19 protein-coding genes are annotated in these 18,481 nt (G+C 41.8%); 3 read left to right on the top strand and 16 right to left on the bottom strand.

Annotated elements, in window-relative coordinates:
* Nucleotides 1–121: 121 nt before the first annotated feature.
* Both AC5SXE_RS04920 and panB read right to left on the bottom strand, forming a co-directional pair.
* Nucleotides 122–1,063 carry a ketopantoate reductase family protein gene (locus AC5SXE_RS04920; protein ID WP_493916815.1) on the bottom strand — a complete coding sequence of 314 codons (942 nt, stop codon included), beginning with the start codon at nucleotides 1,061–1,063 and terminating at the stop codon, nucleotides 122–124.
* Nucleotides 1,064–1,102: 39 nt separating this feature from the next.
* A complete protein-coding gene (gene panB / locus AC5SXE_RS04915) occupies nucleotides 1,103–1,957 on the bottom strand; it encodes a 3-methyl-2-oxobutanoate hydroxymethyltransferase (RefSeq protein WP_493916814.1) in 855 nt (284 codons plus the stop codon).
* A gap of 403 nt (nucleotides 1,958–2,360) precedes the next feature.
* Here panB and AC5SXE_RS04910 point away from each other — a divergent pair, with 403 nt between their 5' ends.
* The 3 genes from AC5SXE_RS04910 to AC5SXE_RS04900 all read left to right on the top strand — a co-directional run bounded on the left by AC5SXE_RS04910 (nucleotide 2,361) and on the right by AC5SXE_RS04900 (nucleotide 5,816).
* Nucleotides 2,361–3,623, top strand: coding sequence for a YeeE/YedE family protein (locus AC5SXE_RS04910; protein WP_493916813.1), 1,263 nt, complete (start codon nucleotides 2,361–2,363; stop codon nucleotides 3,621–3,623).
* An 83-nt stretch (nucleotides 3,624–3,706) separates the two neighbouring features.
* Nucleotides 3,707–5,404 carry an FAD-dependent oxidoreductase gene (locus AC5SXE_RS04905; RefSeq protein WP_493916812.1) on the top strand — a complete coding sequence of 566 codons (1,698 nt, stop codon included), beginning with the start codon at nucleotides 3,707–3,709 and terminating at the stop codon, nucleotides 5,402–5,404.
* A gap of 289 nt (nucleotides 5,405–5,693) precedes the next feature.
* Complete coding sequence (locus tag AC5SXE_RS04900) at nucleotides 5,694–5,816, top strand: hypothetical protein (RefSeq protein WP_303883970.1); 123 nt, start codon at nucleotides 5,694–5,696, stop codon at nucleotides 5,814–5,816.
* 108 nt (nucleotides 5,817–5,924) lie between these two features.
* Here the strand turns inward: AC5SXE_RS04900 and AC5SXE_RS04895 are convergent, their stop codons facing one another.
* The 14 genes from AC5SXE_RS04895 to AC5SXE_RS04830 all read right to left on the bottom strand — a co-directional run bounded on the left by AC5SXE_RS04895 (nucleotide 5,925) and on the right by AC5SXE_RS04830 (nucleotide 17,738).
* Nucleotides 5,925–6,284, bottom strand: a complete 360-nt coding sequence (locus AC5SXE_RS04895; protein WP_493916811.1) for a type II toxin-antitoxin system PemK/MazF family toxin — start codon at nucleotides 6,282–6,284, stop codon at nucleotides 5,925–5,927.
* Nucleotides 6,262–6,504 carry an AbrB/MazE/SpoVT family DNA-binding domain-containing protein gene (locus AC5SXE_RS04890; protein WP_303883974.1) on the bottom strand — a complete coding sequence of 81 codons (243 nt, stop codon included), beginning with the start codon at nucleotides 6,502–6,504 and terminating at the stop codon, nucleotides 6,262–6,264. Before AC5SXE_RS04890 ends, AC5SXE_RS04895 begins: the two co-directional genes overlap by 23 nt.
* A gap of 188 nt (nucleotides 6,505–6,692) precedes the next feature.
* The gene (locus tag AC5SXE_RS04885) at nucleotides 6,693–7,175 is read right to left on the bottom strand and encodes a hypothetical protein (RefSeq protein WP_493916810.1); all 483 of its coding nucleotides are present in this window, start codon (nucleotides 7,173–7,175) and stop codon (nucleotides 6,693–6,695) included.
* Nucleotides 7,176–7,195: 20 nt separating this feature from the next.
* Entirely contained in the window at nucleotides 7,196–7,789 is a 594-nt protein-coding gene (locus tag AC5SXE_RS04880) for a type II toxin-antitoxin system antitoxin SocA domain-containing protein (protein WP_493916809.1), read from the bottom strand.
* Nucleotides 7,786–7,929, bottom strand: a complete 144-nt coding sequence (locus tag AC5SXE_RS04875) for a hypothetical protein (RefSeq protein ID WP_310847383.1) — start codon at nucleotides 7,927–7,929, stop codon at nucleotides 7,786–7,788. Before AC5SXE_RS04875 ends, AC5SXE_RS04880 begins: the two co-directional genes overlap by 4 nt.
* A gap of 101 nt (nucleotides 7,930–8,030) precedes the next feature.
* On the bottom strand, nucleotides 8,031–8,441 hold the full coding sequence (locus tag AC5SXE_RS04870; protein ID WP_493916808.1) for a DUF4351 domain-containing protein: 411 nt from the start codon (nucleotides 8,439–8,441) through the stop codon (nucleotides 8,031–8,033).
* Between the two features lie 11 nt (nucleotides 8,442–8,452).
* Nucleotides 8,453–8,986, bottom strand: a complete 534-nt coding sequence (locus AC5SXE_RS04865) for an Rpn family recombination-promoting nuclease/putative transposase (RefSeq protein ID WP_493916807.1) — start codon at nucleotides 8,984–8,986, stop codon at nucleotides 8,453–8,455.
* A gap of 412 nt (nucleotides 8,987–9,398) precedes the next feature.
* Nucleotides 9,399–10,721 (bottom strand): UDP-glucose dehydrogenase family protein, encoded by a 1,323-nt coding sequence (locus tag AC5SXE_RS04860; protein WP_493916806.1) that lies wholly within the window; start codon nucleotides 10,719–10,721, stop codon nucleotides 9,399–9,401.
* A gap of 19 nt (nucleotides 10,722–10,740) precedes the next feature.
* Nucleotides 10,741–11,772 (bottom strand): NAD-dependent epimerase, encoded by a 1,032-nt coding sequence (locus tag AC5SXE_RS04855; RefSeq protein ID WP_493916805.1) that lies wholly within the window; start codon nucleotides 11,770–11,772, stop codon nucleotides 10,741–10,743.
* A 149-nt stretch (nucleotides 11,773–11,921) separates the two neighbouring features.
* Nucleotides 11,922–13,124, bottom strand: coding sequence for a glycosyltransferase (locus AC5SXE_RS04850; protein WP_493916804.1), 1,203 nt, complete (start codon nucleotides 13,122–13,124; stop codon nucleotides 11,922–11,924).
* Nucleotides 13,125–13,241: 117 nt separating this feature from the next.
* Complete coding sequence (wecB, locus tag AC5SXE_RS04845) at nucleotides 13,242–14,372, bottom strand: non-hydrolyzing UDP-N-acetylglucosamine 2-epimerase (RefSeq protein WP_493916803.1); 1,131 nt, start codon at nucleotides 14,370–14,372, stop codon at nucleotides 13,242–13,244.
* A 2-nt stretch (nucleotides 14,373–14,374) separates the two neighbouring features.
* Nucleotides 14,375–15,484, bottom strand: a complete 1,110-nt coding sequence (locus AC5SXE_RS04840) for a capsular polysaccharide biosynthesis protein CapF (RefSeq protein WP_493916802.1) — start codon at nucleotides 15,482–15,484, stop codon at nucleotides 14,375–14,377.
* A 15-nt stretch (nucleotides 15,485–15,499) separates the two neighbouring features.
* Complete coding sequence (locus tag AC5SXE_RS04835) at nucleotides 15,500–16,519, bottom strand: polysaccharide biosynthesis protein (protein ID WP_493916801.1); 1,020 nt, start codon at nucleotides 16,517–16,519, stop codon at nucleotides 15,500–15,502.
* On the bottom strand, nucleotides 16,506–17,738 hold the full coding sequence (locus AC5SXE_RS04830) for a glycosyltransferase family 4 protein (RefSeq protein WP_493916800.1): 1,233 nt from the start codon (nucleotides 17,736–17,738) through the stop codon (nucleotides 16,506–16,508). Before AC5SXE_RS04830 ends, AC5SXE_RS04835 begins: the two co-directional genes overlap by 14 nt.
* Nucleotides 17,739–18,481: the final 743 nt, after the last annotated feature.

The following is an 18,481-nucleotide window of genomic DNA, read 5'->3' as shown; positions in this document are numbered from 1 at the left end:
GCAAAATGCAACAATGCGTCTTTATAATGAAGAAAATCCTGGGGACCCATTGGAATGCCCCAGGATTGACATATACTAAAATTCTTGAGAGAAGAAAGCCTCAAAAAATAAAGAATTATGTTTAAATGTTAACTTCATCGTAGGTTTTTTCTCTAACTCTTACTAAGTTATAGAGTACTTTATTTACAGGTGTACTTATTCCAAGTTGAACTCCTTCTTTTACAATTGCTCCGTTGATAACTTCAATTTCTGTTTTGCGTTTCTTCGTTACGTCCTGGAGCATGGAGGAACGATTTTTTCCGGTCATTCTAGCCACATCCCGCACATGCTCAACAGGATCTGCCAGCTCGAGATCGATTCCCTTAGCATTCGCTATAGAAACAGCCTCACGAACTGCCATCTTGAGCAATTCGTCTGTTTCTTCAAGTTCGATCAGTCTTCCGTTTCTAAGCCCGGTTATTGCCGTAAGGGCATTTATACCAACATTTACAAGTAATTTACGCCACAAAGCACCCATTACATTATTTGAATAACATACCCTTAGACCAGCTTTTTCAAACACAGAACCTATTTTCCTAAGACTGTTGCTCAGTTTCCCATCAAGTTCTCCTATGATTGTATCCCCTGTCCCGGCATGTTGAACTCGGCCAGGGGCAAGCATATTTGCCCCATGTTCGGTAACACCAGCCAATACTTTTTCCTTTCCAACTACCTTAATGAGTTTTTCGATATTGCCCAGCCCATTCTGAAGGGTGAGGACTCTGGTGTTTTCTCCGATAAGGCTTTTTGCCCCTTCCATTGCCTGTTCCGTAACTGTAGCCTTGACAAGTACAATTACCAAATCTACTTCGCCCACTTCTCGTGGATCGGTTACGGCCTTAATATTCTTAATAATTATGTCGCTTCCATTTTCATTTATTATCAGGCCATTTTCCTGTATAGCCTTAACATGTTCTGCCCAAACATCAATTAAAGTTACATCATAGCATAGCCAGCCTTTGCGAGGATACCACCATATACACATCCCATAGATCTGGCTCCTAAAACTGCGATTTTCAATCAAGCTTCTCCTCTCTTGTAATTAATAAAATGTAAGTTTCATTTACATATATTCCTCTAACATACGCTTGTATTCCTCTGCCCTGTCGGCAAGAATATGGTAGCAATGGTCATCGGTAGGAAATTTGCCGGTCTTTACATCGTTGACATACTCTTTAAAGGCATTAATCTCCACTTCTGCAACGTTGGCATATTTTTTTACAAATTTGGGAGTAAAAGCCTGAAACAGTCCAAGCATGTCTCCACATATGAGAAGCTGACCGTCGCATGGACCCCCTGCGCCTATCGAATATACGGGTATCTCTAACTTTTTAGTTAAAAATTGAGAGAGTTCCGGCGGAACCGCCTCAAGGAGAAGCGCCCAAGCCCCGGCGTCCTGAATTGCGATGGCATCCTCTATGAGATCTCTGGCGCTTTCAGGATCCCTTCCTTGAGCCTTGAAGCCACCCAACACGCCTGAGCTTTGTGGAGTAAGGCCTATATGACCCATTACGAGTATCCCGGCATCGGCTATGGCCTTTATCCTCGTTAGGACCCTTCTTCCTCCTTCGAGCTTGACGGCATCCATATCGGCTTCCTTCAGGAATCTTCCGGCGTTATATACGGCGTCTTCGTCAGATATCTGATAAGACATGAAGGGCATATCTCCTATGCAGAACGTGTTGGGGGCGCCGCGGCGCACAGCCTGGCAGTGTCTTATGCAATCATCCATGGTGACCGGAATCGTGCCGTGATAACCTAAAACCACCATGCCAAGCGAATCTCCGACCAACAGCATATCCATTCCGGCCTGCTCAGCAAAGGAAGCGGTCGGAAAGTCGTAAGCTGTCACCCAGGCAACCTGCTCTCCTTCTTTTTTCATCCTTATGAAATCGAGCCTGCTCTTTTTCTTAGCCATCAAAACATCTCTCCTTATGTTATATATTATGTGCCGCATAGAAGAACATTGTTTATCATAGCAGAATACGACAGATTTTCATACATCATAGTATTTTGATTTAAAGATGTCAAGCTAAATAAATTAGACACGAACTATAGCCTCTTGCCACTAGCCGCCCTACGACAGCCTGGACATTATCTGACCCCCAGGCCCTGATACCATACCCGGTAAGGTTGACAAATATACCTCCCATGCTATATAATTCATGGTAGATTGTGCATATTTTAACATAGTGTACTTTAAAAAGTGTACTTTAAAAAGATAGAGATAATGAACTCGTTCTTTTACTAACGGCACAACATGACCTTTAAGGACATATAAAAGAAGGCCGTTCATAAACGCGCATGGAGGGAAGCTTTGCATGAAAAAGGTTGAGTATGCCGCCGGTTTTCTTGTAATCTTATGTGTAGTGATCGGAGGCAAGATATTTTTAGGCAGTAGTGACCTTTATTTCAGATTGCTAATAGGTGCAGGGTTAGGGTATACATTATCGAGGGCTTATACAGGCTTTGCCGGTAGCGTCTACAGGGCGTATAAAACCGGATCCACCAGGCTTATGAGAACAATGACGCTTATGTTTTTAATTACCGCTTTTTTGACGGCAGCCTTTTTGTTCGGATCAGATCCTGCCTCCTATAATCTTTGGATCAATCCTATAAATCTGGGATTAATCATTGGCGCCTTTCTTTTCGGCTTTGGAATGTCCCTTTCTGAATGCTGTGCAACCGGAGTACTTACAATATTTCCCTCTGCCCTTCCAAAAGCATTCATCACGCTCTTTTTCTTTGGCCTCGGAGTTTTCCTCGGTTTTCCCATACAAAGAACGGCAAGTTGGGTCAACGACTCCTGGTTTTCGACGGAGGTTGGCCTCAAGCTCGCCGGAGGAGTATTTCTCCCCGATCTTTTCAAGGGCGACGGCTTTGGAGGATATTTAGGAGCTATTTTGATCACAACCTTGTTTAGCGGGATAGTTGTATATGCGTGTTATTTATACGAAAAACACAGGATTAAAACCAATACATACACAGGCCATCCCCTTGAAATCATGCAGGAACAACTTAAACCGATGAACGCAAAAACATTCAAGCTTTTTAGCGCCCAGACATACGAGCACGTCTTTGTAAAACCATGGACACTAAGGGAGGGTGCTGTTGGGCTTGCTTTGCTTTTCATGTTCCTGATGGGTGTCACTAAAGCCGGTTGGGGGGCATCCACTCCTTTCGGAATATGGGTAGGTAAACTGTTTATGCTATTTGGTATGTCGCCCGAATCTATCGCCAATTTTACACATATGTCCGCCGATACATTCACACTACCCTTCTTTCGGCATGGCGCTTCGGTACAAAACTTCGGCATTCTCGTGGGCGCTTTCATATATTTGCTAACAGCCGGGCAATTCATACAAGCGTTTAAGTCAGGGCTGCGCATGAGAAAGAAAGAGGCGGCAGTATTCGCATTAGGCGGCATTTGCATGGGATTGGGCACTCGTCTTGCAAATGGATGCAATGTCGGGGCATTATATAGCCCTATAGCTAATCTTTCGCTATCGGGGTGGATATTTTTAGTTTTTATGGTTGCAGGTGGCATCCTTAGCTGCAAAATCAGGGGCAAAATCACCGAGTAAGTAATGCCAACAAAGTGCAAACTATTAATAAATCTGCACAGGCAAATTTGTTAATATTTTAAATTACCAGGAGGTAAGTATCGATGGGAAAAAAGATTTTAATAATAGGCGGAGTGGCTGGAGGAGCTTCCGCGGCGGCAAGAATCAGAAGATTAGATGAGACTGCCAAGATCATTATTTTTGAGAAAGGCCCACATGTTTCTTTCTCAAATTGTAGTCTACCCTACCGTCTTAGCGATACCGTCAATAAAACAGAAGATCTCATTTTAATGTCACCGGAAAAGTTTTTAAAACAATATAACATTGAAGCCAGAGTTAACAGCGAAGTGGTAAAAATCCAAAGAAACGAGAAAAAAATATTGGTAAGAGATCACGCAAGCGGCAGAGAATATGAAGAAAGCTACGATAAATTGATCTTGTCTCCCGGAGCACGCCCCATTTTGCCAAGAAGCATCGAAGGAATTGATAAAGAACATGTATTCACAGCAAGAAGCGTGACAGATATTGACAGGCTATACACATATCTTAAAAAGAACAACATTGAAGACGTCGCGGTAGTCGGCGGCGGTTATATAGGGCTGGAAATAGCGGACAACTTACATTTGGCGGGTAAAAAGGTTTCCATAATAGAAGCCTCGGAACAAGTAATGGCACCTTTTGATAACGATATGGCCCAAATACTTCATAAAGAGATATACGACAAAGGCGTCAACCTCATCTTAAACGATGCCGTAGTGAAGATTGACAGCGACCACTTGGTCCTGGAATCCGGAAGAAAGGTCAACGCTAAGGCCGTAGTCGTGGCTGTCGGCGTTGCACCGGATACGGCTCTAGCCAAAGACGCAGGGCTTGAAATCGGGGCTACAGGTGCAATCAAGGTCGACCATAACTACTTGACAAGCGATAAAGACATATATGCTATAGGCGACGCTATCGAAGTATACTCCCGCTTAGAACACAGGTACTTCACATGCGGTCTGGCCGGGCCGGCGCAAAGGCAGGCAAGAGCCGCAGCCGATCATATTTACGGCATCCCCTACAGAAATAACGGACATATATGTACTTCTATAGTCAAGCTTTTCGATCTGAACGCCGCATCGACCGGATTGAACGAAAAGCGGGCAAAGGCCACCGGGATTCCCTACGATTTCGTTTACATAATACCCCATGATAAGGTCAGCCTGATGCCAGACAGCAATATAATGCATTTTAAATTAATATACGAGTATCCAACAGGAAGAATACTGGGTGCCCAGGCTATAGGAAAGGGAAACGTCGACAAAAGGATTGATGTCATAGCTACGCTAATATTGATGGGCGGCACTTTAGAAGACGCAAAAGAGCTTGAGTTGTGTTATGCTCCTCCCTTTAGCACGCCTAAAGACGTGATCAACCACGCCGCGCTAGTTGGTTTAAACCTCTTGGACGGCAGATACGAACAAGTTCCCGTCACGAAGGTGAGGGAATTGGTGGAAAATAATGCCTTCATCGTCGATGTTCGCGAGAAAGATGAATACGATAAGGGACACCTCATAAATGCCATCAACATTCCTTTAAGCGAGCTCAGATCCAGGGCAAATGAAATACCCAAGGATAGACCCGTTTATTTGCACTGTCGTACAGGCCAAAGAAGCTATTACGCCGTGATGGCCCTACAGGGTATGGGATATAGAAATGTCTACAACGTCTCCGGTTCGTTCCTCGGTATTTGTTACTACGAGTATTACCAAGACCAAATCACAGGAAGAAAGAAAATCGTTACAGAATATATTTTCGAGTAGATAACGAAAAGGTAATTGATAAAAATCTAGTCAGCTTTTGCAGGGCTGGACCAGGAAATACGAGAAAGCCGGGAGCTTTAACTTGCTCCCGGCCTTTTTCAGTTACCTGATGCTTTTTGCCTTATATATTATGATATACCCCTAGTTGGCCTACTGTCCTTATGCTGTCCTTGAAATAGCACCTTCAATCAAATCACCTGTAAGATCAAGGCAATTTTATTGTATTCGCTTGCTGAAATAAAATTCAAGATTCAAGATCCGACCCCATTTCATAAAAGGAAGTGATATCATGTTCACGAATGAAAATAATATTGAAGATAGTTTCAAATTTGACTGGGAAGGCGGATTATCTGATGCAAACATAAAAATAAGTTCTGTTGACCTTCAGCATAAAGCTTTAGATTGGAGATAGGATCGATGTTTTTAATAGATACTAATATATTTTTGGAAATTCTTTTAGCTCAAGACAAAAATGAATTGTGCAAAAGCTTCTTAACGGACAACATTAGAGATTAAACCTCTAATCTAACAGGGTCAAAAGCTTCGACATTACTTCGCTGATAAGATCTTCATCGGCCTGTTCAATGAATCTGGCATTTCGAGCCCGCCAATCTATGTTTCGAATGGCATCTGCAAGAACAACTCCGCTTGTTTTCATGGAGTATTTCTCACAGTCTACCTCAAAAGGATAACCCTTTTTTTGACTTGTGAATGGGACAACGAGGCACAGCCCTGAACGAATATTATATTCGTAAGGAGAAAGAACAAGGACAGGATGAGGGTTTCCTCCCTGCTCGTGACCCCTTACAGGCTTTAAATCTATGATTACAATATCGCCCCGGTCCGGAAAACGGCTCTTACCACCACTCTTTTCCCTCATCGTTGCCCCAATCCGTTTCTCCGTGCCTGTTCTCCTCGGTTATTTTGGATACCAAATCGTTTAAGCAATATTTATGAGCGGGATAAAGCACGATGCGATCGTTCTCAAGCGAAACATCGACGGTAAGCCCAGGTTTCAGCCCCAATGCATCTACCACATATTTTGGCAGTCGTACTCCAACGCTGTTGCCCCACTTTGAGAGTCGAACTGAAGAAGTCATCTTAAACACCTCTTATATATGATACACATAGTATATCACATATATGTTGGATTTATATGCAAGCTAAGTTAAAGTCCTGAACATTCTACACCAAAAATTCAAGATTAAAGATCCGACCCCCATTCACTAGCCTACCAACCTGCCAGATTAAAATTCAAGATTAAAGATGCGACCCTTGTGCTTTTATTCTACCTTTTTTCCCTTTTTGGCTTGGGAAGGTTAGAAATACCGGCTTTGTTTAGATTTTCATGAATCCGGCGCTTTAACATCAATGAATAACCTCTGGAATGATATATCTTATCATAAATTTCTCGAAGCTTTTGATCAGATATTTTACCTTTAATTTGGATTTTTTGAGACTCCAGGTTCTCTAAAAAGATATCTTGAGGAATTACTAAGCCTCTATGAGCTAAATCTAAGATACATTCTTCGGTAAAACCAAATCCCTCATTTGGGCTAAACCGAACGAAGGGAATTCCCGCTCGCATTTCGCCAGGCTCATAATATTGCGTCTGAGTAGTTGTGGTTGGAGCAATTATCATAATAGAAGAGGTATTATCAAATGGATCCGGGGTATCTTTATACTCCCCTAAATAGACAAACCACCGTCGCTTCGTCTCTTCATTTGAATAAGGATACTGATCCCACGTAAAGACATCGCCCACATCCATGACAAATCACTGGCAGGAAACTAAGAAATAGTTTTTGCTTCTTCCCTGTCTTTCATGCCCTTGTAAACCAAAAAATGCTCTTCTTCAGGCGTTAATTCATTCTCGCTCTTTTTAGAAAGATCATCAAATTCGTCTTCATATCTCATTGGCATTCTACCCCTTCCATACTTTACGGCAATATCCCAGGCCTTATTCCAAGCTTTGATCTCCTTGTGAGCATTTGCTATTAAATCATAAAGATTTGCGTCATCCCTTGTATACTCGTCCAAAATCTCTTCCATTAAATCTATTTCATCGTCAGCAAAATAATCAAGGTTTGGCTTACCTACCGGTTCAACTCTATATCCCCCGTCAGCCGTTTCGATAAATTTAAACTTTTCAAATCTTAAACCAGAGCGAATATCGTATAAAGGGTATGGAACGGGCCCAAATTTCATAGCATCATATTCCAATCCAATACATGGAACACCTGTCTTTTTAAGCGAACGAAAATCGAGAAGTGCAAGAAACTTATATATCCAAGTTTGGCGTGGATAATATCCTTTTCTCCTATTAAATTCGAAAGCAAAATAAGCTACAGCATTCTGAAACTTCTGCTTCCTAAAAGGGATCATTTTGTTATATCCCCCTTTCCTACATATATACAATTATGATTATATTTAAGAGGCAAGTCAATAAAAAGCCGAATAGCCAGCGCTAACTTTAATTCATCATCATTATCGAGGTTTATCTCCGGAAGCTTTAGCACTCTCATAGTATCTCCTCCAGCGACATATATAACCCAAATAAAAATCGACTAAACCAGCCCTCGCTGGTTAACCTTGCTGCGATCTATGCCAAGTTCATTTCGTCTATTTACAGCCCAAGCACCTTCAACACTTCGTCCTTCGATTTGGCGTCAAGGACGGCTTCGGCCGCGGCGTCAAGTTTAGATTCATCGGTGACGGAGCGGATTATCTTTTCCTCAGATGATGACAAGCCGAATTTGCGGCGCAGTTGTTTTATAAGCACATCTTGTTTGCCTTTGATTTCGCCTTCTTGTTTGCCTTGTTGTTTACCTTGTTTTATCAGCTTTTCTGCCAAAGACGGCATAAGCTCTTCACCTCCAAGTTCTTTTACTATCCGTTGCATGGTGTCTTGGTCTACATCCACAGTGTAAAGCAGGTATAAAAACAGTATCAGTTTTTCTTCTTCAGGCAAGTTAATTATAACAGTTATCTTCGCGATATCCTCTATGTCACGTAAGGCTACAAGCTTCATGATCATTAAGCTTGCCATCAAAAAGGGTGTATCTTTGCCCTTTGTTCTATCTCTTTGTTAGAAATTTGGGTTAGGTCCACTAACACGTAGTTGAACTCAGGAACGTAAGGTTTTATGGATTCGTTTAAGCTGTTGAACTGCCCTTGAAAATGAGTCGTTACGTTCCAGCTTGAAAAGCCGTGATAGATGACTACGGGAATTATAGGTATCAGTGGTATATTTTTCTTTTTCTGCTCGTCCCACGTTACGGTCATATAGCTTAGTATTTGAAGTAAAACTCCGGGGTCAGGGTATGATTTATGCTCGAATACAAAGTAAAGCTGTCCTTTAGTATTTGATATATAGCATTCCACGGCTATGTCCATGTAGTACTTGTTGTAGCCTTTGATCTTTTCGGTGGGAATGAGCTTCATTTCCTTTAAATCTATCTGGTTTGAAATGTCTTTTGGTAGAAATTCCTTTATAAATTTTCTTACGTTTGCTTCGTCTGACATTACCCTTTTAAAAAGCCTGTCGTGGGGGTCTTTGGGTGTAAGGTCGTCTTTTGGCACAGGTGAGGCCTCCTTTGCGTTGAAAGTAAATGACGTAGTTTATTGTACATGAAAAAGCATAACCTTAGAACTGTTGGCAGGCCTTTAAAATACCCGGCAGGCTTTAAGGCTATAGGACGAGCATTCTATGTATCTGTCAGGCATAAGGATGCTTGTCGACTAATATAATTGGGGTCACATCTTTAGTTTTGAATTTTGGCATTCTCGGACACCTCCGTTAACCTTTAAAGGTATTCAGCCGGAAAATTCAAGATTAAAGATCCGACCCCTATTCCTCTTACCCTGCTCCAAAAATTCAAGATTAAAGACTTGACCCCAGGGTTATACCAACAATTCAATATTAAAGACCCGACCCCAGTGCCGACCGAACATTCTACACCAAAAATTCAAGATTAAAGACCTGACCCCGGGGTTACTGGCCCATGCCGAAGTACTTGAAGCCGCGGGATTCCATGTCCTTTTTCTTGTAGATGTTGCGCAGGTCGAAAAAGTAGGGCTGGCGCAGCAGTTCCTTTACCTTGTTTAAATCAAGGCTTCTGAACTGGTTCCATTCCGTGATGATTACCAGGGCGTCGCTGCCTTCCATGGTCTCGTATTCGTTTTGACAGTAAATGATCCTGTCTTCGATGTTTTTCAGCCTCCATTTGGCTTCCCTATGGGCTGCGGGGTCGTAGACCTTAAAGGTGGCGCCTTTTTGGGCGAGCTCGTTTAGTATGGTTATGGAGGGTGCCTCGCGCATGTCGTCGGTGTTCGGCTTAAAGGCAAGCCCAAGCACTGCCAATTGCTTTCCAGATAAGTCGCCTAAGACGCGCTCTATCTTCTGTGCGGCCAAAAGCTTTTGGCGTTCGTTTGCCTCGACGGTCTGTTCAACCAAGCTTAAAGTCACGCCGAATTTGCGCGCCATCTCGGCAAAGGCCCTGGTGTCTTTGGGAAAGCAGCTTCCGCCGTAGCCCGGCCCGGGGTGCAGGAACTTGGGCCCGATGCGGCCGTCCATGCCCATAGCCTTAGCGACGTCCTGCACGTTTGCCCCCACGTGCTCGCAAAGGTTTGCCACCTCGTTTATGAAGGTCACCTTCATCGCCAAAAAGGCGTTTGAGGCGTACTTTATCATCTCGGCCGTCTCTATGTTCGTCTCGACGAAGGGCGTCTCGTTTAAGTACAAGACCCTGTAAACCTGCTTCATCACCTCAAGGGCACGCTTTGAATCCGTACCGATGACCACCCTGTCGGGGTGGGTGAAGTCGTGCACGGCCGAGCCTTCCCGCAGGAATTCAGGGTTTGAGACGACGTCAAACTCAAAGCTTGCCCCTCTTTTTGCCATCTCCTCGTTTATCCATTCTTTGACCTTCTTGCCCGTCCCGATGGGCACGGTGCTTTTGTTCACGATGACCTTGTAGCCGTTCATGTAGCGGGCGATGTCGCGGGCGACCTGCTCGACATACGTAAGGTCTGCGCTTCCGTCGTCTGCGGGAGGCGTTCCTACGGCGATAAATATCACGTCGCAGCTTTCGACGGCCTGCCTTAAGTCGGTGGTAAATTCAAGCCTCTTATAGTAGACGTTTCTTTCGACTATCGGCTGTAAACCCGGCTCAAAGATGGGGATCACGCCGCGCTTCAGGCTTTCGATCTTTTCTTCGTCTTTGTCCACGCATATCACGTTTAATCCGAAATCGGACAAACAGCTTCCCGAAACAAGCCCAACGTAACCCGTCCCAACGACGGCTATCCTGTTCATGAACGTCCACTCCTTGCCTTTAAACTTTATAATATTTCCTGTACCACTCCACGAACTTTGCCAAGCCCTCCTCTATTGGCGTCTCGGGCTTGAAACCGATGGCTTTTTCAAGGTCCGCCACGTCGGCGTAAGTCATTATAACGTCGCCAGGCTGCATGTCCAAGTATACTTTTTGGGCCTTTTTGCCAAGACAATTTTCGAGTACGGCAATGAACCTCGAAAGCTCAACGGGGCTGTTGTTTCCCAGGTTATAGATCTTGTAGGGCGCAAAGCTTTCGCTTATCGGGCCTGCCTTTTCGTTCCAGTCGGGGTTTGGTTTTGGCGTGAGGTCAATAAGGCGGTAAAGGGCTTTTACCACGTCGTCTATGTAGGTAAAGTCGCGGCTCATCCTGCCGTGGTTGAAGACCTTTATAGGCACCCCTGCCAAGATGTCGCGCGTGAAGGAAAAGTAAGCCATATCTGGCCTTCCCCAGGGGCCGTAGACGGTAAAAAGGCGCACCCCCGTCGAGGGGATGCCGTAAAGGTGGGCGTAGGTGTGAGCCATCAATTCGTTTGCCTTTTTCGTGGCGGCATACAAGCTCACGGGGTGGTCCGTGTTGTGCTCCGTCGAAAAGGGGACGGTCTTATTGCCGCCGTAAACGGAGCTTGACGAGGCAAAAAGCAGGTGTTTAACGGGATAACTTCGGCAAGCCTCAAGGATGTTTACGAACCCCACCAGGTTTGAATCCACGTAGGCGTAGGGGTTTTCTAGGGAATAGCGCACCCCCGCCTGGGCTGCCAGGTTCACCACGTATTCGGGTTTGCAAGCGGCAAAAACTTCGTCCACGACAGGTTTTTTCTTTAAATCCGCGCGGTAAAAGACGAAATTGTCATAGGCGCGCAGTATATCCAGGCGGTCTTCCTTGAGCTTGGGGTCGTAGTAGCTGTTTAGGTTGTCTAACCCAACGACGAAATACCTTCGCTCAAGCATGAACTTGGCGAGGTGAAAGCCGATAAACCCGGCAGCGCCGGTAATCAAGATTTTTGACTGTGTAGGTAAGGTATCGGTCATTTGGTGGTCTCCCTTGGTTAAATCTAAATTAGGCCTTTGTTGGGCACAAAGATTGCAAAATGGGTATTGCTATAATGCTTAAGGCAAAGTGCAGCCGCAAAGAAAAATTAGGCATCTTTGCAGGCTCCATTAGCCTGCTAAATTAAAATTCAAGATTCAAGATGCGACCCCGTATAGCAACCCTCTTTAATTGCTTCAAGAAAAAGTTGACGATTTGCTTCCACTGCATTGTTAGATTCTACGACGTTTAGCGCATACTTATATGCACCGGTGTTGTAAGGTGAGTAATCTTCCGTTGTTAAGGAGCAACATAAATCAATTGTTTTTGTAAACTGTTCTTTTTGATCTAGTGGAAAATCCCAACCTGCTTGATATGCCTCAAGATTTCTCCAAGGTGTTTGATCGCTAATAAGTACTGGAGTACCGACAGAAAGGGCTTCGAAAATTACATGGCCAAAATTTTCGCCGTGGGTAGGCAAAAAAAACAAATCATGATCGGCCATTGTGTTTGGAACTTTTTCAGGCGGGATGCTACCCATGTAAGAAACTTTTACATTACTAGGCATTTGTTTAATTATATCTTGGCATTTTGCCCAATAGGCTTGATCTGTAATTGGCCCGTAGATGTTAAACTCAATACAACTTTTTGTGTTTTTAAGAATGTATAAGGCACCATCAAGGTTCTTCTTAGGGGATATTCTGGAAAGGAAAATGATCTTCAAGAAATCTTTTTCTTTCTTTCTGTGTTTATTTACCAACTGATAGTTCATGCTTTTAGAGTTCATATCGGTAAGATCAGGCGCAATATAGACTCGTGTGTTCTTTCTAAACCATTTTCTGATATCTTTCTCTTCGACTTTGCTTGAGGCTTGCCATATAACTCCTTCATATAATTTCAGTGCTTTTGCAAATGTTATAAATGCTCGTTTCTTGCATCTCTTGAGTCTTAATGCCCCTTCTGAAAACTCACCTCTTGGAGCAACGATAACGGGCTTATCAGGCAATTTGCCAAAGCGCCTTAAAATAAGCGGCCTTATCGTAAAGTTAGGATTAAAGAAGCTGTTGAGATAAAGTACATGGTAGGGAATGCTTCTAATGAGGTCGCATAATTTTCGATAAGACAACATATCATTAGTGGCATAATAAACCATAGCTTTTCCTACCTTATTAAATGAGTTAAGTTGGACTCCAGGATAAGGTTCTGATTCGCCAAGATCTTTATCTGTAGTAATGATTCTAAACTCAAACTCTTCACCTAACGTTTCTACCATATTCACGATTGTACGTATTGGTCCTCCGTATTTAAAACCCGGAAGATAACCACTGACAAGAGTTAAGATTATGGGCTTCATATGAACACCTCATTGATAAAGTTTATTAATAAATATTCTTTATTTTAAGATTTTAAAAATCAATCACTATTTTCCCGGTGCTTCCATATCCGCATACAGAGTTTATCTGCAGGACCTTCAATTATATACCCCCCAAACTACCCTTTTTACGTAATCGGTATATGAAATTATTATTCTCAACACTTTATCCGACACATTCGGTACATCGTAGTCTCTGACCAATCTTAGGCTATCCTTTTTTTGGGTCTCAAGCACTTTGAGGCCCTGTATAATTCTTTCTTTTTTCAATCCTACCATCATGACAACCGCTTCTTCCATCGCCTCAGGCCTTTCGTGAGCCTCCCTGATGTTCAAAGCTCTTAAACCAAGTATAGAGGCTTCTTCACTGATGGTTCCGCTGTCGCTTAAAACCGCCTTGGCATGGATTTCTAGTTTAACGTAGTCAATAAAACCAAGAGGTTTTAAAGTTTGTACCAAGGGATTAAGTTTTACGCCCTTTTCTTTGATCATATTTCTCGTCCTTGGATGTGTGCTCATGATGATAGGCAAATGATATACCTCAGCAATTGCATTAATGCTGTCAATAAGGTCCAAAAAGTGTTCCTCGTTATTTATATTTTCCTCTCTGTGAGAAGATACTACAAAGTATTCCTGTTTATTCAGGCCCAGTCTCTGGAGGATGTCTGAATTTTCAATGTCCGGCATTTTCCCGTGAATGACCTCATACATGGGACTGCCTGTCTTAATCACCCTATCTGAAGGGAATCCTTCTCTTATCAGATGCTCCCTTGCCAAGTCGCTGTATACTAGATTTATATCGGCTATTTGGTCGACGATCCTTCTATTTACTTCTTCTGGAACTCTTTGGTCAAAACAGCGATTTCCTGCTTCCATGTGAAATACAGGTATATGCCTTCTTTTTGCAGCGTAGGCGGACAGGCAGCTGTTGGTATCGCCTAACACAAGGAAGGCATCTGGTTTTTCCCTTTCCAAGATAGGGTCTATCCTTATTAAGGTATTTCCTATGGTTTCCATAGAAGTTTCCCCAGCGGCACCTAAAAAATAATCTGGTTTTTTTAATTCGAGATCTTTAAAAAATACCTCATTTAACTCATAGTCATAGTTCTGTCCTGTGTGCACTAAGATGTTATCTACAGCTTCTGAAGCCTCAAACTTTTTTATCACCGCAGATAGCCTTATTATTTCAGGCCTAGTACCAACGACTGTCATGACCTTTAATCTTCCCATACCTAAACCTCCAGGTGATATGTATCGGGCCTTTCGGGATCAAAGGGTTCGTTGGCCCACATTATCGTAACCATATCTGTATCGCCAACATTTTCGATATTGTGAGTATAGCCAGGAGGTATATCAACAACCTCAAGCTTATCCCCGTTAACATGATATTCAACGATTTCATTGGAATTAACATTTCGAAACCGAATTATACCTCTTCCGCTCACTACTAAGAATTTTTCATTTTTCGTGTGGTGCCAATGATTGCCCTTAACTATTCCTGGCTTAGATATATTCACCGACACCTGACCCCTCTCCTGGGTCTTTATAAATTCTGTAAATGAGCCTCTGTTGTCTTTGTGCATTACCAATTCATAGGAAAATTTATCTTCAGGCAAATAACTCAAATATGTGCTGTAAAGTTTTCTTGTAAATGGGTCTGCCATATTGGGGATAAATAAGTCATGTCGGCTTTCCCTGAATTCATAAATCAGTCTCGCTATTTCGCCAAGTTTTATCTTATGCGTTACGGGAATTATGCAAAATTTGCCATCTTGTAAAGGATTCCCCTCTATGGCATTAGTGAACTCGTCTATGACGTCATCTATATAACACAAGCTTAATTCCTTTTCCGGTTCATCGATTTGTATTTCTAATCCATGTGCAACATTATGACAAAATGTTGCTACTACAGAATTATAATTTGGTTTAGACCACTTACCAAAGACGTTTGGTAATCTATAAACGTATACTCTGGCACCCGTTTGTTTGCCGTATGCAAACAACAAATCTTCAGCTGCCTTTTTGCTTTTACCGTAATAATTATCTCTTTCTGCCTGAATGGACGATGTAAATAATACTGGTGCTTTATTATTATGTTCTTTAAGAAGATTCAACAATTCTGACGTAAATCCGAAGTTGCCCTCCATAAACTCTTCGATGTTTTTGGGGCGGTTCACTCCAGCTAAATGATATACAAATTCACACTGCCTTACATATTCATCCAATAGCTTCTTTTCCGAATCTTTGTTGCATTCATAAATTTCCCCATAACCTCTGTTTTTAAGCTCAGCGATTAAGTTTTTGCCGATAAATCCCCTTGCTCCGGTAACAAGAATTTTCATCGCTTCCATGTCCTTTCATCGGTAATGGTTATTTAGCTCTTCCTGAATATAGTCAATTTGTAGCAATTTTTCCTTAATCTGCTCAACGTTAAGTATAGTAGTGTTGCTCGAATTATATTCTTGTTGTGCTTCCAATTCCATTCTTCCCTCGATGAAATACTTATCGTAGTTTAAATCTCTTTTATCTGCCGGCACCCTAAAAAATCCCCCCATATCCTCGGCCACTAAATACTCCTCTTTTGTGAGCAAGGTTTCATGTTGTTTTTCTCCGTGGCGGGTGCCTATTATTTTAATTTCATTGTCCGCGTTGAATATTTCTTTAATCGCTAGCGCTAAATCGCCTATCGTTGACGACGGTGCTTTTTTGACCATTATGTCGCCTGCCTGGGCATGTTGAAAAGCATAGATAACCAGCTCGATAGCTTCGTCCATGCTCATCAGAAAACGAGTCATCTTAGGATTAGTTACGGTCAAAGGTAGGCCATTTTTAATTTGCTCCACAAAAAGTGGAATGACAGAACCCCTGGATGCCATTACGTTTCCGTAGCGTGTTCCGCAAATTATCGTTTTCTCAGGAGAGACCGTCCTCGATTTCGCTATGAAGACCTTTTCCATCATGGCTTTAGAGATTCCCATAGCGTTAATCGGATAAGCCGCCTTATCTGTCGAAAGACAAATCACTTTTTTGACTCCGTATTCTATGGCTGCTGTGAGCACGTTATCCGTGCCTATTACATTGGTCTTTACTGCTTCGAGTGGAAAGAACTCGCATGACGGCACCTGCTTTAAGGCTGCTGCGTGAAAAATCAGATCTACGCCGTGCATGGCATTTCTGACGCTGTTTATATCTCTTACGTCTCCCAAGTAGTACTTTATTTTATCATTCTTGTAAATCCGTCTCATATCATCTTGCTTTTTTTCATCCCGCGAAAATATGCGAATTTCTTTTATATCTGTATCTAGAAATTTTTTTAGTACTGCATTGCCGAAGCTTCCCGTACCACCTGTAATTAAAAGTGTCTTATCTTCGAACATTGCTTTCATCTCCATATAAGTGCTTTAATAATATATCAATGGTTTTCGTAATATCGTAATTTTCTTCTAGATAGATTCTTCCGTTTAGCCCCATTTCACTTCTTAACCCTTCATTTTTCGCTAACTCTTGAGCGTAATTTATGAATGAATTTATGTCGCCACTCTCGCACCAAAATCCACATTTAGATTCGGCAATCACATCTTTTAGATCGGTGTTCCTATCGGTCGCAGCGAGGATTGGCAATGAACTTTCCATGTATGACGTTAGCCTTGACGGAAAATTTGGTATAGTAAATCTTTTATCTAAAAATATCAAACCTACATCTGCATGAATTACTAATTTATCATATTCTTCTTTCGGAAGCTTAGAAAGTAAGCTTACATTTTTTGGCTTGCCCTTTTTAATATGTTCTTCGATCCTGTCGTATTCTGTCCCGCTTCCCACGATTAATAGGTGACCACCTTCAACCTTGTAAAAATTGTCAATTACCTCGAGTAAAAAATCTACACCCTGGGGCTTACCTAGATTTCCACCATACACGAACAATGTATGATCAATTGGGATATCATATTTTTTAAGCACCTCGATGTTTTTCTCTTTTTTCTCGACGCGGCTCATTGGTTTGATTGCATTTGGGAAAATTTCTACTTTGCTTTTTTCTATAAAATCATTATGCTTTAGTAAATATTCTACATTACCCCTTGATGTACAGCCTATTACATCAGACACCTTGTATAGCTCTATTTCCTTTTTTCTAAAATACCTCCAAAGCAAGCTACCTTTCTTTAAAATTCCGATATCAACGGCATTTTGCGGGAATATATCTTTTAACATCAAATACGTTCTACTGTTCTGTTTAGTCTTAAAATAACTTGCTATCTTATTAAAGGTAATTGGTGGCGTTGAATAAAGGACCATGTCGAAATGTATGTCCTTAAAATATTTTTTTATTGCTTTCATATATTGATGTTGAATCATTATAGTTGATATCCCTTTTTCGATAAAGGACTTTGTACTTGTTATGTTGCCCGTTTTAACTTTAAGTAAATATATATTATCTTGCCTAGTTAGTTCGGTCGGCAAGTGTTCGCGCTTTTGTCTGGGCGTCACGACGTATACATTAACTCCTCTTGCACTGAGCTCTCTAACGAGATCGGTATATATCCCTCTTTCGTTTATATTTTCAATTTTTGATACAGTCAGGAATAATACGTACACGTTGTCACCTGCTTTCTTATCATTAAGGGAAGCTTTTATGAATCGCCCAGATCTCCATATGAGGCATGTTTATTTTACTCTTAATCATAAGGCTGTGTGCTCCTCGAGCACCGACGAGTACATCGAGTACATACAGAGGGTTATGCTATTGCATCATGTTCCTTTCTATGTAGTGTATGAAAATTACCCCAGACAACGAAGACTTGAGCATCTTATTTGTTTTTTTAGACTTCTTTCTAATCCACTCTTCCGCCAATTCAAGGACAGGTCATAATGGATATTGTTGATAATTATTGATATTAATTGGTTCTTTTCTTTTAAAAACTAGAAAAACATTTTTGTACCTTTGATATCCACTATATATAAACGAAAAATAGAAGACAATATTAACGGCCGTAAAAGTTTGGCTTCCAATAAGGAGTAAAAAGTATATTAAACAGAAACATCTCTGAAAGTTTCTCGTGTGAATGAAAGCATTAAGAAGAAAAAGCATTACTATAAATAGTCCTATCACGCCTATTGTATATAATATGTATGAGATTCCATTGAAGTAAACCCCCGGGGGGACATTGCCAAATCCTACCCCAATTAATTTATAAAGAAGTGGTAGTTCGTTAAAATAAGAATATGTAAAGATTCTACCAGATAAAGCAGGGCCAGGTTCATCTTTCTCGAAATCCCATACTCTGTAAATAGATTCCTGCATGATGTATAAATTAAATATTTGAGGTATAATATAAACT

The organism is Acetomicrobium sp., assembly GCF_059026225.1.
This window is presented reverse-complemented; position numbering and strand designations above follow the sequence as displayed.

What these genes read in the sequence shown, in the direction of transcription:
- panB (WP_493916814.1), bottom strand. Translation starts at nt 1,957, where the DNA reads ATGGCTAAGAAAAAGAGCAGGCTCGATTTCATAAGGATGAAAAAAGAA.
- AC5SXE_RS04910 (WP_493916813.1), top strand. Translation starts at nt 2,361, where the DNA reads ATGAAAAAGGTTGAGTATGCCGCCGGTTTTCTTGTAATCTTATGTGTA.
- AC5SXE_RS04905 (WP_493916812.1), top strand. Translation starts at nt 3,707, where the DNA reads ATGGGAAAAAAGATTTTAATAATAGGCGGAGTGGCTGGAGGAGCTTCC.
- AC5SXE_RS04900 (WP_303883970.1), top strand. Translation starts at nt 5,694, where the DNA reads ATGTTCACGAATGAAAATAATATTGAAGATAGTTTCAAATTTGACTGG.
- AC5SXE_RS04895 (WP_493916811.1), bottom strand. Translation starts at nt 6,284, where the DNA reads ATGAGGGAAAAGAGTGGTGGTAAGAGCCGTTTTCCGGACCGGGGCGAT.
- AC5SXE_RS04890 (WP_303883974.1), bottom strand. Translation starts at nt 6,504, where the DNA reads ATGACTTCTTCAGTTCGACTCTCAAAGTGGGGCAACAGCGTTGGAGTA.
- AC5SXE_RS04885 (WP_493916810.1), bottom strand. Translation starts at nt 7,175, where the DNA reads ATGGATGTGGGCGATGTCTTTACGTGGGATCAGTATCCTTATTCAAAT.
- AC5SXE_RS04880 (WP_493916809.1), bottom strand. Translation starts at nt 7,789, where the DNA reads ATGATCCCTTTTAGGAAGCAGAAGTTTCAGAATGCTGTAGCTTATTTT.
- AC5SXE_RS04875 (WP_310847383.1), bottom strand. Translation starts at nt 7,929, where the DNA reads ATGAGAGTGCTAAAGCTTCCGGAGATAAACCTCGATAATGATGATGAA.
- AC5SXE_RS04870 (WP_493916808.1), bottom strand. Translation starts at nt 8,441, where the DNA reads ATGATCATGAAGCTTGTAGCCTTACGTGACATAGAGGATATCGCGAAG.
- AC5SXE_RS04860 (WP_493916806.1), bottom strand. Translation starts at nt 10,721, where the DNA reads ATGAACAGGATAGCCGTCGTTGGGACGGGTTACGTTGGGCTTGTTTCG.
- AC5SXE_RS04855 (WP_493916805.1), bottom strand. Translation starts at nt 11,772, where the DNA reads ATGACCGATACCTTACCTACACAGTCAAAAATCTTGATTACCGGCGCT.
- AC5SXE_RS04850 (WP_493916804.1), bottom strand. Translation starts at nt 13,124, where the DNA reads ATGAAGCCCATAATCTTAACTCTTGTCAGTGGTTATCTTCCGGGTTTT.
- wecB (WP_493916803.1), bottom strand. Translation starts at nt 14,372, where the DNA reads ATGGGAAGATTAAAGGTCATGACAGTCGTTGGTACTAGGCCTGAAATA.
- AC5SXE_RS04840 (WP_493916802.1), bottom strand. Translation starts at nt 15,484, where the DNA reads ATGAAAATTCTTGTTACCGGAGCAAGGGGATTTATCGGCAAAAACTTA.
- AC5SXE_RS04835 (WP_493916801.1), bottom strand. Translation starts at nt 16,519, where the DNA reads ATGTTCGAAGATAAGACACTTTTAATTACAGGTGGTACGGGAAGCTTC.